Raw genomic sequence first — 15,539 nt, 5'->3', positions numbered from 1 at the left:
CGCGCGGAGTTCGCGCCAGGCTATTTCTTCACCGCCACCGTGGTGTTGTCCTTTGGCGTGTGGGCCGGAACGGCCGCGCCCTTGGTTTGTGCAGCCGCCGCAGCCTGCGTGTTAGCAGCCGCGCCAGCCGGACCGACAGCGAGACCCTCCGCCTGCAGGCGCTCGACGGTATGCCCGCCCATGCCCTTGACGCGCTTGCCGAGATCGGCCGGGTCCTTGAACGGACCATGCGCCGCACGCTCTTCGAGAATGGCTTTCGCTTTGGCAGGACCGATGCCCTTGATGCCGCGCAGCGCGTCTTCATTCGCCGTGTTGACGTCGACCGCCGCGTACGCGTGGCCGAAAGCGGCAAGCATGGCCGCGGTAACCAGAATTTTTCGAAACATATGGAATCTCCCTCATACAACCGGTTGGCGACCATCACCAACCGGGAGATTCCAGTTTAAAGAGGTATCCGAAAGATTTACACCTGGCCGAATAGCCAACGTACGTAGCGATCGACACCTTCCTGCACGCTCAGAAACGGCGCATCGTAACCGGCCGCGCGCAGTTTCGACTGGTCCGCTTGCGTGAAGCACTGGTACTTGCCGCGCAAGGCGTCCGGGAACGGAATGTATTCGATCAGTCCGCGCTGCACCTGTTCCGCGAGCGACAGCGCCGGTTCGTTGCTCAACGAGCGCAGCGTGTTGACCACCGTGCTTGCGATGTCGTTGAACGGTTGCGCGCGGCCGCTGCCCAGATTGAAAATGCCCGATTTCTCCGGGTGGTCGAGGAAAAACAGATTGACCTTCACCACGTCTTCCACGGAGACGAAGTCGCGCGTCTGTTCGCCCGCGGCGTAGCCGTTGTATTCGCCGAACAGCTTGACCTTGCCCTCGGCGCGGAACTGGTTGAAGTTGTGAAACGCCACCGACGCCATGCGCGCCTTATGCGTTTCGCGCGGCCCGTAGACGTTGAAATAACGGAAGCCGGCGATCTGGCTCTTCGCCGTGGGCAGCACGCGGCGAATCACCTGGTCGAACAGGAATTTCGAATAGCCGTACACGTTCAGCGGCTGCTCGACTTCACGCTCTTCGACGAAACGGCTCGACCCGCCATAAGTGGCCGCCGAAGACGCATACAGGAACTGGATGTTCTGTGCGAGGCAGACGTCGAGCACTTCGCGGCTGTAGCGGAAGTTGTTCTCCATCATGTAGCGGCCGTCGGTTTCCATCGTGTCCGAACAGGCGCCTTCGTGGAAAATCGCGCGCACCTTGCCGAAGTCGCCGCGCCTGAAGCGCTCGACGAAGTCGGTCTTGTCGAGATAGTCGTCGATCTCGCAGTCGACCAGATTCTTGAACTTGTCCGCACGCGTCAGATTGTCGACCGCGATGATGCGTTGCTCACCGCGCTCGTTGAGCGCCTTCACGAGATTGCTGCCGATAAAACCGGCCGCGCCGGTGACGATGAGGGTCATGATGATCCTGCGGTAGTGAGCTTTGCATGGGCCCTCGCGGGCCGCATCAATTGAATAGTTCGTCGTAGTTGACGGTGGCGGTGCCCAGTTTGCCGACCACGATGCCGGCCGCGCGATTCGCGAGCCCGACCGCCTCGACCAGCGAAAGGCCCGCGCCGAGCATGGCGGCGAGCGTGGCGATCACGGTGTCGCCCGCACCCGAAACATCATACACTTCGCGCGCGACAGCCGAAGCGTGCAGGATGCCGTCGTCCGAGAAGAGCGTCATGCCCTCTTCCGAACGCGTCAGCAACAGCGCCTTGAACTGCAGATCGGCGCGCAGCTTCGCCACCCGCGCGATCAGATCTTCTTCGGATTTCCACTGGCCGACGACCTCGCGCAACTCCGCGCGATTCGGCGTGATCAACGTGGCGCCGCGATAGCGCTCCCAGTCGTCGCCCTTCGGATCGACCAGGACTGGCTTGCCCGCCGCGTGCGCCTTCGCGATCATTTGCGTGACGTGGGTCAGGCCGCCTTTCGCGTAATCGGACATCAGAATCACGTCGTGCGAGGGCAGCAGTTCGTCGAAACGTGCGAGGCCCGCGAGCAGCACTTCGTGCGCGGGCGAATTTTCGAAGTCGACGCGCAGCAACTGCTGCTGACGCGACAGCACACGCAGCTTGATCGTGGTGAGGAGCGCCGGATCGCGCTCGAGATGCGGCTTCACGCCACTCTCGCTCAACAGCTGCACGAGGCGCTCACCGGGCTCGTCATGGCCGACCACACACAGCAGACCCGCCTGCGCGCCGAGCGCGACGGCATTGCGCGCAACGTTCGCCGCGCCGCCTAGGCGGTCTTCCTGGCGCTGCACGTGCACCACCGGCACCGGCGCTTCCGGCGAGATACGGTTGACGTCGCCGAACCAGTAGCGATCGAGCATCACGTCGCCCACCACCAGCACGCGCGCAGCGCCGAGCTGTTCGCGCGGCACGACGGTGAGTGCCGGCGCGGGCGTGGATGCAACGGCCCCCGGGGTGGCCTCAGGCATTGGCCGGAAGTTCAGTGGGTTGGGCATAAGGACGTCCAATCGAGTGATAGTCGATGCCAAGCTCGGTCATCGTCTCCGGTTCGTACAGGTTGCGGCCGTCGAAAATCAGCGGCGACTTCAGCACCGATTTCAGATGCACGAAATCCGGGCTCTTGAATTCCTTCCATTCGGTCACGATCACGAGCGCATCCGCGCCAGTGAGGGTTTCATCCTGTGTGCCCGTGAAGGTGAGACGCGCGAGCTGATCAGGTGCATCGTGCAGATCCAGTGCGAACACGCGACGCGCTTCGGTCACTGCAACAGGATCGTACGCGCGCACGTGAGCGCCGCGCGTCAGCAGTTCCGCAATCAGGCGGCGGCTCGGCGCCTCGCGCATGTCGTCGGTATTCGGCTTGAACGCGAGCCCCCACACGGCGAACGTCTGGCCGCTCAGGTCCTCGCCGAGCTTGTCCGTGATCTTGCGGACCAGCACTTCCTTCTGCTTATGGTTCACTTCCTCGACCGCTTCGAGGATGCGCAGATTGTGGCCGCTTTCGCTGGCGGTGCGAATCAGCGCCTGCACGTCCTTCGGGAAGCACGAGCCGCCGTAGCCACAACCGGCGTACAGGAAGTGATAGCCAATCCGCGGGTCGGAGCCGATGCCGCGACGCACTGCTTCGATGTCCGCGCCGACCCGGTCGGCCAGATTCGACATCTCGTTCATGAACGAGATGCGGGTGGCGAGCATGGCGTTGGCGGCGTATTTCGTGAACTCGGCGGAGCGCACGTCCATGTACAGCGTGCGTTCGTGATTGCGGTTGAACGGCGCGTACAGACGCTTCATCAGCTCACGCGCGCGCACGCCGGCTTCGTCCTCATCAATACCGATCACGATACGATCGGGGCGCATGAAGTCGTCGACCGCCGCGCCTTCCTTCAGGAACTCTGGATTGGAGACCACCGAGAAGCGATGCTGCGCGCTATTGCCGAGCCCGCGTTTGACCAGTTCTTCTTCGACCACCGCACGCACGCGCTGCGCAGTGCCGACCGGCACGGTCGACTTGTCGACGATCACCTTGAAGCCGTTCATCGTGCGGCCAATGTTGCGTGCCGCTTCGAGCACATATTGCAGATCGGCCGAGCCGTCTTCGTCCGGCGGTGTACCGACCGCGATGAATTGAACGTCCCCGTGAGCGACGCTCGCCTCGACGTCGGTCGAAAACGTGATGCGGCGAGCCGCGCGCGTGCGGGCGATCATCTCCTGCAAGCCCGGCTCGTGAATGGGCACGCCGCCGTTATTGAGGATTTCGATCTTGCGCGGATCGACGTCGAGACAGAAGACGTCGTGGCCGATTTCAGCGAGACACGCGCCGGTGACGAGACCCACATAGCCCGTGCCAATAATGGTGATTTTCATATGCTTTCCGGTAGAGGGTTCCGGTGACGATTCCCGGCGATAAAGCCGATCTTGAACACATTGCTCAGTCCGCCCGCGCACGGGCTGTTGCCGTGCGCGCGGCGGAGCGGCCGCGCCGCCGGCGAGGCGTCAACTCGATCCGGTGATCGGTTCGACGCGGCGCGGCGCATAGGTTTCCCAACCGCTGCAGCCCGGGCATTGCCAGTAGAAAAGCCGCGCCCTGAAGCCGCAATTCTGGCATGTATACCGTGGCAGATTTTTGGTGCGCTGGCGGATCAGCGTGCGCATCAGCCCCAGTTCGCTGCGCCGCGGCTCCTCCGCGACGGCTTCCTGAGCTTCGAGCAGCCGTGTCATGCCCGCGAGGTTCGGCGACTTCTGCATCTGCGAGCGTGCCAGCGCATGCGCGGCATCGGGTCCGCGCAGCGTGGCGACGTGCTGGTAGGCGACGTCGAGCAAATCATTGGTCGGATAGCGGTCCACCCACGTGGTAAGCAGATCGGCGCCTTCCTGCGGGCGGCCGAGCGCTTCGTAGGCCTTCATCACCTTTTCCGCGACGAGCGGCAGATAGGACGAATTCTGTTCCTCCACCCGCCGCCACTGCGCGATAGCCGCTTCCGGCGCACCGCCGGCCGCATCGACGTCGCCGAACAGGATCGTGGCGCGCACATTGGTCGGGTTCGCCTTCAATGCGAAGCCGAGCTGGCGGCGAGCCTCGTCCGGGTTCTTCTGCTGCAGCGCCTCCTGCGCCAGTTCGCAATGGAACTGGGCGATTTCCTTGTCGAGCGATTCGGCGCCCATCGTTTCCAGATGGCGGGCCGTGTCGATCGACTTGACCCAGTCCTTCTCGATTTCGTAGATGGTGAGCAGCGCGCGCTGCGCCCCGAGCGCGTAGTCGCCGGTTTCGAGCGAGCGGAACGTTTCCTCCGCGCGATCGAGCAAGCCGGCTTTCAGGAAGTCCTGACCCAGTTCGTAGAGCGCGTGGTCGCGCTCGTTGACCGGCAAATCGGCGCGGCTCAGCAGATTCTGATGCACGCGAATCGCGCGGTCCGTCTCACCACGGCGCCGGAACAGGTTACCTAGCGCGAAGTGCAATTCGATCGTTTCCGGGTCGAGCTTGACGACTTCGATGAACGCATCGATTGCCTGGTCGGGCTGCTCGTTGAGCAGGAAGTTCAGGCCACGGAAATACGACCGCGGCAGGTTGGCGCTTTCGGACAACAGCGTCTTGAGGTCGTAGCGCGCGGCCATCCAGCCGAACGCGAAGGCGACGGGGATGACCAGCAGCCACCAGAAGTCTAGATCCATGCGATTAATGCAAATGTGCGGGACAGCGAAAACGGAAAGCCGCGCTTAATACGCGCGGCGCAAGAAAATTCAGATCAGCGGCGGCATGGGCGGCTGTTCGACCACCGCCGGGGTTTCGCGCGCCACACGCAACTCGCGCTTGAGCCGGCCATTTTCCATGCGCAAGCGCACCATGGCCGGCATTGAGGACACCAACCCTGCCAGCAGCCCCACCACGAAAAACGCGAGGCCGATCAGGATCAGCGGCGCAGACCACGCGTAGCCAGCGAGGAAATTCAACGTAGCAGGTTGTGTGTTGGAGAGCGCCAGCACCAGCAGCAGCACGAACACCAGCACACGGATCAGCCAGACGATAAATTTCATGAATAGGTCTCTTGACGGCAGTTGCGGGGTGACGCCGGCTTGATGACGCGTCGCGCCACGGTGTTGCCCGCGCCGAAGTGACCCGTATTGTAATTGAAGCCCTCGCGGCTGGGCAGGAACTGGCGGATTGCCGGTTGATGCCGCGAAATGAATGAAACCTGTGGACGAAAAAAAAGCGCCCTAAGGCGCTTTTTCTGGTCTTTTGCCGACTGGCTTTGGCCGCTGACGCTACCATGCCGCGCTGCAAAAGGCACAGCGGAGCATTTACAGATCGTCATCCGGCTCTTCGGCCTTCAGCGGTTCGCCCGAATGTCGGTCTACCCGCTCGCGCAATTCCTTGCCAGGCTTGAAGTGCGGTACGTACTTCTCAGGCACCAGCACCTTCTCACCGGACTTCGGATTACGCCCCACGCGAGATGGACGACGATTGAGGCCGAAGCTGCCGAAGCCACGAATTTCAATGCGATGACCGTTGGCAAGCGCCTCCGACATCGCATCAAGCATCGTCTTCACCGCGAAATCCGCATCTTTAAGTACAAGTTGCGGAAATCGCGTAGCCAGCTGGGCGACCAATTCCGATTTGGTCATACTGCAGCAGACCTCTCAAGAAAACGCCGGGCCACCCCCGATTTTTCTGCTCCGCACCAAGTCCCGCAGGGGGCCTGGCGCGAAGAAACAGCTTTGGGGGCGTTCCTCAATTACTGGTTCTGGCCGTCGAGCTTGGCCTTCAGCAGCGCGCCGAGGTTCGTCGTGCCGGTAGCAGCTGCGCTCGAGTCCGACGAAGCCAGACCGCGGATCGCTTCCTGCTGCTCAGCCGAATCCTTGGCCTTGATCGACAGGTTGATGCCACGCGACTTGCGATCGATGTTGATGATCATCGCGTTGACCTTGTCGCCGTCCTTCAGCACGTTGCGAGCATCTTCCACGCGGTCTTGCGACAGCTCCGAAGCACGCAGGTAGCCTTCGACTTCCGCCGACAGCTGAACCACTGCACCCTTTGCGTCCACCGTCTTGACCACGCCGTCGACGATCGAACCCTTGTCGTTCATTGCAACGAAGTTGCTGAACGGGTCGCCTTCGAGCTGCTTGATACCCAGCGAAATGCGTTCCTTCTCGACGTCGATGCCGAGAACGATCGCTTCCACTTCGTCGCCCTTCTTGTACTTGCGGACAGCTTCTTCGCCCGTTTCCGACCACGACAGGTCCGACAGGTGAACCAGACCGTCGATGCCGCCCGGCAGACCGATGAAGACGCCGAAGTCGGTGATCGACTTGATTGCGCCTTGCAGCTTGTCGCCCTTCTTGAAGTTGCGGCTGAAGTCGTCCCACGGGTTCGGCTTGCACTGCTTCATGCCGAGGCTGATACGGCGGCGGTCTTCGTCGATTTCGAGAACCATGACTTCGACTTCGTCGCCCAGCTGCACAACCTTCGACGGTGCAACGTTCTTGTTCGTCCAGTCCATTTCCGACACGTGAACCAGGCCTTCGATGCCCGATTCGACTTCGACGAATGCGCCGTAGTCGGTGATGTTGGTGACCTTACCGAACAGGCGCGTGCCCGACGGGTAACGGCGCGAGATGCCTTCCCACGGATCGTCGCCCAGTTGCTTGATGCCCAGCGAAACGCGGTTCTTCTCTTGATCGAACTTGAGGATCTTCGCGGTGACTTCCTGGCCAACCGACAGCACTTCGCTCGGGTGACGCACACGACGCCATGCGATGTCGGTGATGTGCAGCAGGCCGTCGATACCGCCGAGGTCCACGAATGCGCCGTAGTCGGTGATGTTCTTGACCACGCCTTCCACGATCGCGCCTTCCTTCAGCGTTTCGAGCAGCTTTGCGCGCTCTTCGCCTTGCGTCGCTTCGATCACAGCGCGGCGCGACAGCACCACGTTGTTACGCTTGCGGTCCAGCTTGATGACGCGGAATTCCAGCGTCTTGCCTTCGTACGGCGTCGTGTCCTTGACCGGGCGCGTGTCGACCAGCGAGCCCGGCAGGAATGCGCGAATGCCGTTGACCATGACGGTCATGCCGCCCTTGACCTTGCCCGTGATCGTGCCGGTCACGAGTTCGTTGTTGTCGAGAGCCTTTTCCAGCGACAGCCACGAAGCGAGGCGCTTCGCCTTGTCGCGCGACAGGATGGTGTCGCCATAGCCGTTTTCCAGCGCGTCGATCGCGACGGAAACGAAGTCGCCCGCCTGCACTTCTACCTCGCCCGCGTCGTTCAGGAACTCTTCGAGCGGGATGTAGGCTTCGGACTTGAGACCAGCGTTGACGACCACAAAGTTGTGGTCAACACGCACGACTTCGGCGGAGATCACTTCGCCGGCGCGCATGTCTTGCTTGGTCAGCGACTCTTCGAACAGAGCCGCAAAAGATTCGGTATTCGGGGTAGAGGTTTGCAGGTCGGACATAAAAATCAAAATTTGCATGGTTCTCGCGGTGCCCGGCTGACCGTACGGCCAGCAAATTCGGCAATAAAGCGAATGCCACGCGGGGTTAAAGGGTTAATACAACGCTTCACGACAATCGCGAAGCACCTACTGACAACGGACTTCTACTGCGCCCGCCGCTGATCAGCAACTCATGTTTCAATCAGGCATGCGGGGTTAAAGCTTCATACCATTGCACCACCTGCTCGACCGCCTGGTCGATCGACAATGCGGAGGTATCAAGCAGCTTTGCATCCGCCGCGGGCTTGAGTGGCGCGGCTGCGCGCTGACTGTCACGCTCGTCGCGCTCACGCAAATCCCGGAGCAAGTCATCTATATTAGCAGAAAATCCTTTTTGGATCAATTGCTTATACCGGCGCGTCGCACGGGCCTCGACGCTGGCGGTCATGAACACCTTCAGCACGGCGTCCTGGAAGATCACGGTGCCCATGTCGCGGCCGTCGGCGACCAGCCCGGGCTCCTTGCGGAATGCCCGCTGACGCGCCACCAGCGCGGTGCGCACGGGGGCGTGCACGGCGATTGCCGAAGCGCGGCTGCCCACTTCCTCGGCACGAATCTCAGCCGACACGTCGATGCCGTCGAGTTGCGCCAGCCCCTCGCGGAACGTGATATGGAGGTCGTCGACCAGTTCCACAAGGGCGTCGGCATTGTCCGCCGCGATGCCATAGCGCAGGCTGGCCAGCGCGGTGAGACGGTACAGCGCGCCGCTGTCCAGCAGATGGAAGCCGAGGCTCGCGGCCACCAGCGCGGCCACGGTGCCTTTGCCGGAGGCACTTGGGCCGTCGATCGTAATGACGGGCGTCTGGTGAAAGGGACGGGTCGGTTTCATCGAAAAAGTCGCACGTCAGTCAATTCGGGGTCGAATCAGGGTTGAGCGAGCGCCGTGAAGCGCTCGAAATAATCGGGAAACGTCTTGCCGACACACTTCGGGTCGTTGATCCGGACCGGCACGCCGCCGAGACTCACCAACGAAAAACACATCGCCATGCGGTGATCGTCGTAGGTGTCGATAGCGGCGTTCGGAATCAGCTTTTCAGGCGGCTCGACCACGAGGAAATCCTCGCCCTCCTGAACCTTCGCGCCCACCTTGCGAAGTTCGGTGGCCATCGCGGCGAGCCGGTCGGTTTCCTTCACGCGCCAGCTGGCGATATTGCGCAGCGTGGTCGCACCGTCCGCGAACAGTGCTGCGACGGCAATCGTCATCGCGGCATCCGGGATCAGATTGCAGTCCATGTCGATCGGCTCGAGCTTGCCGCTGTCGTGACCGACGCCTCGCACTTCGATCCAGTCCTCGCCCATCTGCAGGTTCGCGCCCATCCTGATGAGCGCATCGGCGAAGCCGACGTCGCCCTGAATGCTGGCGCGGCCCACGCCTTCCACTCGCAACGGGCCACCGCCGAGCGCGCCGGCCGCGAGGAAATACGAGGCGGACGAGGCATCGCCCTCCACCATGATCGTGCCCGGCGACTGATAACGCTGGCCGGCCGGCACCACGAACTGATGCCAGCCATGACGCTCGACCTTGATGCCGAAGCGCTCCATCAGCTTGATCGTGATCTCGATATAGGGCCTGGAGATCAGCTCGCCGTCCACCTGGACGGTGCTCACGCCGCTGGCAGTGCGCAGGAGCGGCAGCGTCATGAGCAGCGAGGTCAGGAACTGGCTCGACACGTCGCCACGCACGCGAATCGGCGCTTCGGCGGAAATCTGCGCTGGGCGGATCCGCAGCGGCGGATAGCCTTCGTTCTCCTCGTAGTCGATTCGCGCGCCGAGCTGACGCAGGCCGTCGACCAGGTCGCCGATCGGCCGCTCGTGCATGCGCGGCACGCCGTGAATACGATAGTCGCCGCCATTGACCGCCAGTGCCGCGGTCAGGGGACGCACCGCCGTGCCGGCATTGCCGAGGAACAGATCGGCCGTGCGCGCGGTGAACGCGCCGCGCGTGCCGGTCACGACGCAGGTGTCGCCCTCGCGCGTGAAGCGCACGCCGAGCTTCTCGAGCGCGTCGAGCATGACGCGGGTGTCGTCGGAATCGAGCAGATTGGTGATCGTGGTTTCGCCTTCGGCCAGCGCCGCAAGCAGCAGAACCCGGTTCGAGATGCTCTTCGAGCCGGGCAGACGTACCGTGCCGGACGCGCGGGAAAACGGTCCGAGATCGAGGAATTCCATGATTGAGTCCAGTTTCCGGTTATTTCGACGCGTCGCTGTTGGCAACGCCGGCAGCGCGCTGTTCCTGCCATTCTGTACGCGCCACGCGTGAGCGCGCGAACACGGCTTCGAGGGTGGCGCCGTCCGCAGACTCGATAGCGGCGCGCAAACGCGCCAGCACGGCCGTGTAGGCGTCAAGCTCGTCGAGCAGTGCAACGCGATTGGCCACGCACACGTCGCGCCACATTTCCGGGCTCGACGCGGCAATGCGCGTAAAGTCGCGGAAGCCACCCGCCGCGAACGAGAATTTCAATGCCGCGTCGGGCGAATTGAGAATCTGCTCGACCAGCGCGAACGACAAGACGTGCGGCAAGTGGCTGACTGACGCGAACACGCGATCATGCTGCTCAGGCGCCATGTTGCGCACGAGGGCGCCGGTTGCCCGCCACATCGCCGCCACGCGCTCGACGGCCTCCGGCGCATTCTCCGGAAGTGGGCACAACACGACGTTACGGCCCACGTACAGGTCGGGCAAGGCGGCGTCCACGCCACTGGACTCGCGCCCGGCAATGGGATGCCCCGGCACGAACTGGCCGACGCGCGCACCGAGCGCGGCTCGCGCCGCGGCGACCACGTCCGATTTCGTGCTGCCCGCGTCGGTGACGATCGTACCCAGGTCGAGAAACGGCCCGATGCGCTCGAGCAAGGACTGCGTCTGAGCGACGGGCGCCGCCAGCAGGACAAAGTCAGCGCCGGACAGCGCGTCGCGCAGCGCCGCATCGTCGTTCAACGCCGCCGCGCCGTCGATCACGCCTAGTTCCGCGGCGCGTTCGGTCGACGCGGGCGAGCGCCCGACGCCGATCACCTTGCGCCCGCCCTCGGCTTCGCCGCGCTCGCGCAGTGCGCGCGCCAACGATCCGCCGATCAGGCCGACACCGAAAATTACCAGCTTGTTAAATGAAAACGCGGCCACGTCGGTCACAGAATAAGCGCGCCTTTCATGCTAATTAGGCGCGCGGGTCAAGGGGCAACGCTTACGCGGTGGCGAGCGTCTTTTCGAGCGCCGCGAGGAACGCTTCATTTTCTTCCGGCAGGCCGATCGTAATACGCAGCCATTGCGGCAAACCGTAATTGCCGACCGGGCGCACGATCACGCCCTGCTTGAGCAACTCGAGGTTGACGCGCTGGCCGGCCGCATCGTCGTTGCCGACGCGCACCAGCACGAAGTTGCCGTCCGACGGCACGTACTCCAGACCGAGCTTGTCGAACGCTTCGGTCAGCCGACGATAGCCCTGAGCGTTCAACGCCGCACTCTTTTCCAGAAACGCCTTGTCGTTCAGTGCCGCGATGGCCGCCGCTTGCGCCAGCGTGTTCACGTTGAACGGCTGACGCAGACGGTTCAGCAGATCGGTCAACTCGGGCTGCGCAATCGCAAAACCAACGCGCAGACCTGCGAGGCCGAACGCCTTCGAGAACGTGCGCGACACCAGCAGATTCGGGTAGCGGCGCACCCACGCGATCGAGTCGTAGCGCTTCTCTTCTGGGAGATATTCTGTGTAAGCCTCGTCCAGCACGACGACCACGCTGCGCGGCACCTTGTCGAGAAACGCCTCGAGCTTCGCGCCGTCGATGAAGGTGCCGGTCGGGTTGTTCGGATTGGCGACGAAAATCAGGCGCGTGTCGTCGGTGACCGCGGCGAGCATCGCGTCGAGGTCATGACCGTACTGGACGGCCGGCACGACGATCGCGCGCGCGCCCACGCCTTGCGTGGCCAATGCGTAGACGGCAAAAGAATACTGCGCGTAGACAATCGACTGGCCCTTTTCCACCAACGCATGCGCGGCGATTTCGAGGATATCGTTACTGCCGTTGCCGAGCGTGACCCACTCGGCCGGCACGCCATAACGTTCGCTCAACGCAGCCTTCAGCTCGAACGCGTTCGCGTCCGGATACCGGCCCAGTTCGCTGGCGGCCTGCGCCATGGCGCGCTGCGCCGACTCCGGCATGCCGAGCGGATTCTCATTCGACGCGAGTTTCACAATGGTCGCTTCGTCCAGCCCGAACTCGCGCGCCACTTCCGAAATCGGTTTGCCGGCAATGTAGGGCGCAATGGCACGCACGTAGGAAGGACCGAAAGACGCTGTCATGAAAATCTCCGAACGACTATGAATAATTGAAGGTGCGGCCGGCACGCTCGAAAGCCGCCGCGTGCCGCCTGAATGTCCGACTGGATCTCATCAACGGGCGCGCGGATACGAGCCCAGAATCTTCAGGAATGCCGCCTTTTTGCCGAGTTCGGCGAGCGCGGCCGCGACCGCCGGATCGTCGCGATGCCCTTCGATGTCGATGTAGAAGTAGTACTCCCACGTGCCGACGCGTGCTGGACGCGATTCGAAACGCGTCATGGACACGCTGTGACGCGCCAGCGGCTCCAGCAGCTTGACCATCGCGCCCGGTTCGTTCACGACCGACACGATCAGCGACGTCTGGTCGTAACCGCTCGGGCCGGCCGGCTGCTTGCCGATCATCACGAAGCGCGTGCGGTTGTGCGGATCGTCCTGGATCAGCGCATACGCGACTTGCAGGCCGTAGTGGGTGGCGGCGCGATCGCCGGCGATCGCCGCAACGGTGGGATCTTCCGCAGCCATGCGGGCCGCTTCCGCGTTGCTCGACACCGCCTGGCGCTCGAGATGCGGCGCATTAGTCGACAGCCAGCGCTGACACTGGGCGAGCGCCTGCGCATGCGCGCACACGCGCGTCACGCCGGTGAGGCTGCCGTTCAGCGTCAACAGATTGTGGTGAATCGGCAAGGCCAGTTCGCCGCCGATCGTCAGTTGCGTTTGCAGGAGCAGATCGAGCGTACGCGACACCGCGCCTTCGGTCGAATTCTCGACCGGCACGACGCCGAACTCCGCGGCGCCCGCTTCGACCGAGCGAAACACTTCGTCGATCGACGGACACGGCAGTCCTTCGATCGACTGACCGAAGTATTCGTGCATGGCCTGTTCGCTATAGGTGCCGACCGGCCCAAGGTACGCGGCCTTGATGGTCTTCTCAAGCGCACGGCTCGCGGCCATGATCTCGCGCCAGATCGCGCTGATATGTTCGCTCGCGAGCGGTCCTTCGCTCATGTCCTGCAGACGCGCGATCACCTGCTGTTCGCGCTCCGGGCGGAACACCGGCGCGTTGAAATGCTTCTTTACCTCACCTACTTCGAGCGCCACCGCGGCGCGCTGATTGAGGAGCGCGATCAACTGCGCGTCGCGCGCGTCGATGCGCTCGCGAAGAGGCTTGAGTCGGGTATTGAGTTCGTCGTCCATGCGTGAAAACGGCCCTGCCGGTAGCTGCTGCAAAAATGCGTGCTGGAAAGGATGCGCGCGCCCCGAATACTCAGGCGCTACGCTGTTCGAATTCCTTCATGTATTCGACAAGCGCTTTGACGCCTTCGAGCGGGACGGCGTTATAAAGCGACGCCCGCATGCCGCCGACGGACTTGTGGCCCTTTAGCTGCACCATTCCCCGCGCTTTCGCGCCGGCCAGGAAATCTTCGTTGCGCGACTCGTCGGCGAGGAAAAACGGTATGTTCATCCGCGAGCGCGAGCCACGCTCGACCTTGTTCAGATAGAAGCTGCTCGAGTCGATCGCGTCGTACAGCAGCTTCGACTTCTCGACATTTCGCGCTTCCATCGCGGCAAGGCCGCCCTGCTTCTTCAACCACTTGAACACCAGCCCGGCGGCATAGATCGCGTACGTGGGCGGCGTGTTGTACATCGAATTGTTCTCGGCGACGGTTTTCCATTCGAACGCCGAAGGGCAGATTGGCTGCGCGCGATTGAGCAGGTCTTCGCGCGCGATCACCACCGTCACGCCGGCCATGCCGATATTCTTCTGCGCGCCGCCGAACAGCACGCCGTATTTGGCGATGTCCATGGGACGCGACAGGATGTGCGACGAGGCGTCGGCCACCAGCGGAATGTCGCCGAGGTCGGGTATCTCGAACGTTTCGACGCCGTGAATGGTCTCGTTCGTGCACAGATGCACGTAGGCCGGATCGTCCGACAACTGCCATTCCGAACGTGCGGGCGCGCGCGTGAAACCATCAGCCGTCTGGCCGCTCGCGGCCAGGTGCGCGGTGCCCTACTTCTGCGCTTCCTTGAACGACTTCTGCGACCAGGAACCCGTTACGACGAAATCCGCGCGCGGCTTCGCGCCCATCAGGTTCATCGGCACGATTGCGTTCTCGCCGAGCCCCCCGCCCTGCAGGAACATGATGTGATGGCTCGCCGGCACATTGAGCAGGTCGCGCAGGTCGACGAGCGCTTCCTCGTGGATCGACATGAACTCTTTGCCGCGATGGCTCATTTCCATCACGCTCATGCCGCTACCTTGCCAGTCGAGCATCTCGGCGGCAGCCTGACGCAGGACTTCTTCGGGCATGGCCGCAGGGCCGGCGGAGAAATTAAAGACGCGCATCGTGTGATCCTGGAAGCAGGCGCGAAAAACGGACGTTCGCGCAAAAATCGGCGAAATTGACAGCCGCAAAAGCCACGAACGTGAAACAGGCAATGTGCTTTTGCTGGCGATTCCGCGCCGAAAAAAGATAATGGCCGTCTGCGCGTGTGCGCAAACGACCATTATCGCATTGTCACCGCCAAGCCGCCAAACCCGGCGCGCCACGCAGCTTACGAGGCGGGCCGGTCAGGCGGCGGCTGGCGCAATGTCAGTGCGGCCTTTCGACCCTGGGCTGACTTATTACCTGGGCTGACTTATTACTTAGCCGGCTTGACCGAAGCGACTTCCTTGTCAGCCTGGTCACGCGTTGCCTTGATCGATTGCGGCATGTACTTTTGCATCAAGCCATTTACGACGTCGCGGCCAACCTGGTCTTGCACCTGGATGAACTTGCGGCCGGTCGGGCTCTTGTAGAACGCCGTCAGATCCTTGATTTCCGACGTGCTGTAGTACTTCGCGTACGCGTCGTACTGAGCTTGCATCGCGTCCTGACGGAAACTGTCGGTTGCGAACACCTGGCCCGCGCCGTCAACCAGCTTCGGCACTGCGTTCTTTTGCAGCGTCGGAACGGAAGCCTGCTTCTGCTTGTCCGTCATCGTCTTGTTTTCGCTCAGGGCGTCCGACAGGATCGCCGGAACCAGCTGCTTGGCTTGCATCTGGGCGCTGTTGCCGATCGCGCCGACGAGCTTCTGCGCGTCGATTGCGTCCAGCAGGTCCTTGATTGCAGCCTGCTTGGCCGGATCAACCGGTGCCGCGGCGGGAGCCGGGGCCGCAGCCGCCGGAGCCGAGCTCTGAAGAGCTTGAGCCATGGCGAACGTCGGCACGAGAGCAGCCAGCAACATCAGTTGTTTGAATCGTTTTTGCATCATTACTCCCTAA

General features: G+C 62.7%; 15 protein-coding genes and 1 pseudogene. All 16 read right to left on the bottom strand.

Annotated elements, in window-relative coordinates; translation table 11 throughout:
* Window positions 1–20 precede the first annotated feature (20 nt).
* The 16 genes and pseudogenes from A6V37_RS23450 to A6V37_RS23380 all read right to left on the bottom strand — a co-directional run bounded on the left by A6V37_RS23450 (window position 21) and on the right by A6V37_RS23380 (window position 15,526).
* Window positions 21–386: a ComEA family DNA-binding protein gene (locus A6V37_RS23450; RefSeq protein WP_064268523.1), complete on the bottom strand. Its 366-nt coding sequence runs from the start codon at window positions 384–386 to the stop codon at window positions 21–23.
* A 77-nt stretch (window positions 387–463) separates the two neighbouring features.
* Entirely contained in the window at window positions 464–1,456 is a 993-nt protein-coding gene (gene rfaD, locus A6V37_RS23445; protein ID WP_064268524.1) for an ADP-glyceromanno-heptose 6-epimerase, read from the bottom strand.
* Between the two features lie 46 nt (window positions 1,457–1,502).
* Window positions 1,503–2,510, bottom strand: coding sequence for a D-glycero-beta-D-manno-heptose-7-phosphate kinase (gene rfaE1 / locus A6V37_RS23440; protein WP_075643545.1), 1,008 nt, complete (start codon window positions 2,508–2,510; stop codon window positions 1,503–1,505).
* Complete coding sequence (locus A6V37_RS23435; protein WP_064268526.1) at window positions 2,476–3,879, bottom strand: UDP-glucose dehydrogenase family protein; 1,404 nt, start codon at window positions 3,877–3,879, stop codon at window positions 2,476–2,478. Before A6V37_RS23435 ends, rfaE1 begins: the two co-directional genes overlap by 35 nt.
* 129 nt (window positions 3,880–4,008) lie before the next feature.
* Window positions 4,009–5,184, bottom strand: a complete 1,176-nt coding sequence (gene lapB, locus A6V37_RS23430; RefSeq protein WP_064268527.1) for a lipopolysaccharide assembly protein LapB — start codon at window positions 5,182–5,184, stop codon at window positions 4,009–4,011.
* 69 nt (window positions 5,185–5,253) lie between these two features.
* On the bottom strand, window positions 5,254–5,547 hold the full coding sequence (locus A6V37_RS23425; RefSeq protein WP_064268528.1) for a LapA family protein: 294 nt from the start codon (window positions 5,545–5,547) through the stop codon (window positions 5,254–5,256).
* On the bottom strand, window positions 5,544–5,825 hold the full coding sequence (locus tag A6V37_RS40920) for a hypothetical protein (protein ID WP_131799886.1): 282 nt from the start codon (window positions 5,823–5,825) through the stop codon (window positions 5,544–5,546). The genes A6V37_RS23425 and A6V37_RS40920 overlap by 4 nt, the downstream gene beginning before the upstream one ends.
* Entirely contained in the window at window positions 5,812–6,135 is a 324-nt protein-coding gene (locus tag A6V37_RS23420) for an integration host factor subunit beta (protein ID WP_064268529.1), read from the bottom strand. Before A6V37_RS23420 ends, A6V37_RS40920 begins: the two co-directional genes overlap by 14 nt.
* Before the next feature lie 110 nt (window positions 6,136–6,245).
* The gene (gene rpsA, locus A6V37_RS23415; protein ID WP_064268530.1) at window positions 6,246–7,979 is read right to left on the bottom strand and encodes a 30S ribosomal protein S1; all 1,734 of its coding nucleotides are present in this window, start codon (window positions 7,977–7,979) and stop codon (window positions 6,246–6,248) included.
* A 163-nt stretch (window positions 7,980–8,142) separates the two neighbouring features.
* Window positions 8,143–8,829, bottom strand: coding sequence for a (d)CMP kinase (cmk, locus tag A6V37_RS23410; protein WP_064268531.1), 687 nt, complete (start codon window positions 8,827–8,829; stop codon window positions 8,143–8,145).
* A gap of 35 nt (window positions 8,830–8,864) precedes the next feature.
* Entirely contained in the window at window positions 8,865–10,169 is a 1,305-nt protein-coding gene (gene aroA, locus A6V37_RS23405) for a 3-phosphoshikimate 1-carboxyvinyltransferase (RefSeq protein ID WP_064268532.1), read from the bottom strand.
* Window positions 10,170–10,188: 19 nt separating this feature from the next.
* A complete protein-coding gene (locus A6V37_RS23400) occupies window positions 10,189–11,130 on the bottom strand; it encodes a prephenate dehydrogenase (RefSeq protein ID WP_064268533.1) in 942 nt (313 codons plus the stop codon).
* A gap of 52 nt (window positions 11,131–11,182) precedes the next feature.
* A complete protein-coding gene (gene hisC, locus A6V37_RS23395; RefSeq protein ID WP_064286392.1) occupies window positions 11,183–12,295 on the bottom strand; it encodes a histidinol-phosphate transaminase in 1,113 nt (370 codons plus the stop codon).
* A gap of 90 nt (window positions 12,296–12,385) precedes the next feature.
* The gene (pheA, locus tag A6V37_RS23390) at window positions 12,386–13,468 is read right to left on the bottom strand and encodes a prephenate dehydratase (RefSeq protein WP_064286391.1); all 1,083 of its coding nucleotides are present in this window, start codon (window positions 13,466–13,468) and stop codon (window positions 12,386–12,388) included.
* Between the two features lie 70 nt (window positions 13,469–13,538).
* Window positions 13,539–14,621: pseudogene (gene serC, locus A6V37_RS23385) on the bottom strand (3-phosphoserine/phosphohydroxythreonine transaminase).
* A 296-nt stretch (window positions 14,622–14,917) separates the two neighbouring features.
* Entirely contained in the window at window positions 14,918–15,526 is a 609-nt protein-coding gene (locus A6V37_RS23380; RefSeq protein WP_064268536.1) for a DUF2059 domain-containing protein, read from the bottom strand.
* Window positions 15,527–15,539 lie beyond the last annotated feature (13 nt).

It is taken from the genome of Paraburkholderia ginsengiterrae, assembly GCF_001645125.1.
Lineage (GTDB): Bacteria > Pseudomonadota > Gammaproteobacteria > Burkholderiales > Burkholderiaceae > Paraburkholderia > Paraburkholderia ginsengiterrae.
This window is presented reverse-complemented; position numbering and strand designations above follow the sequence as displayed.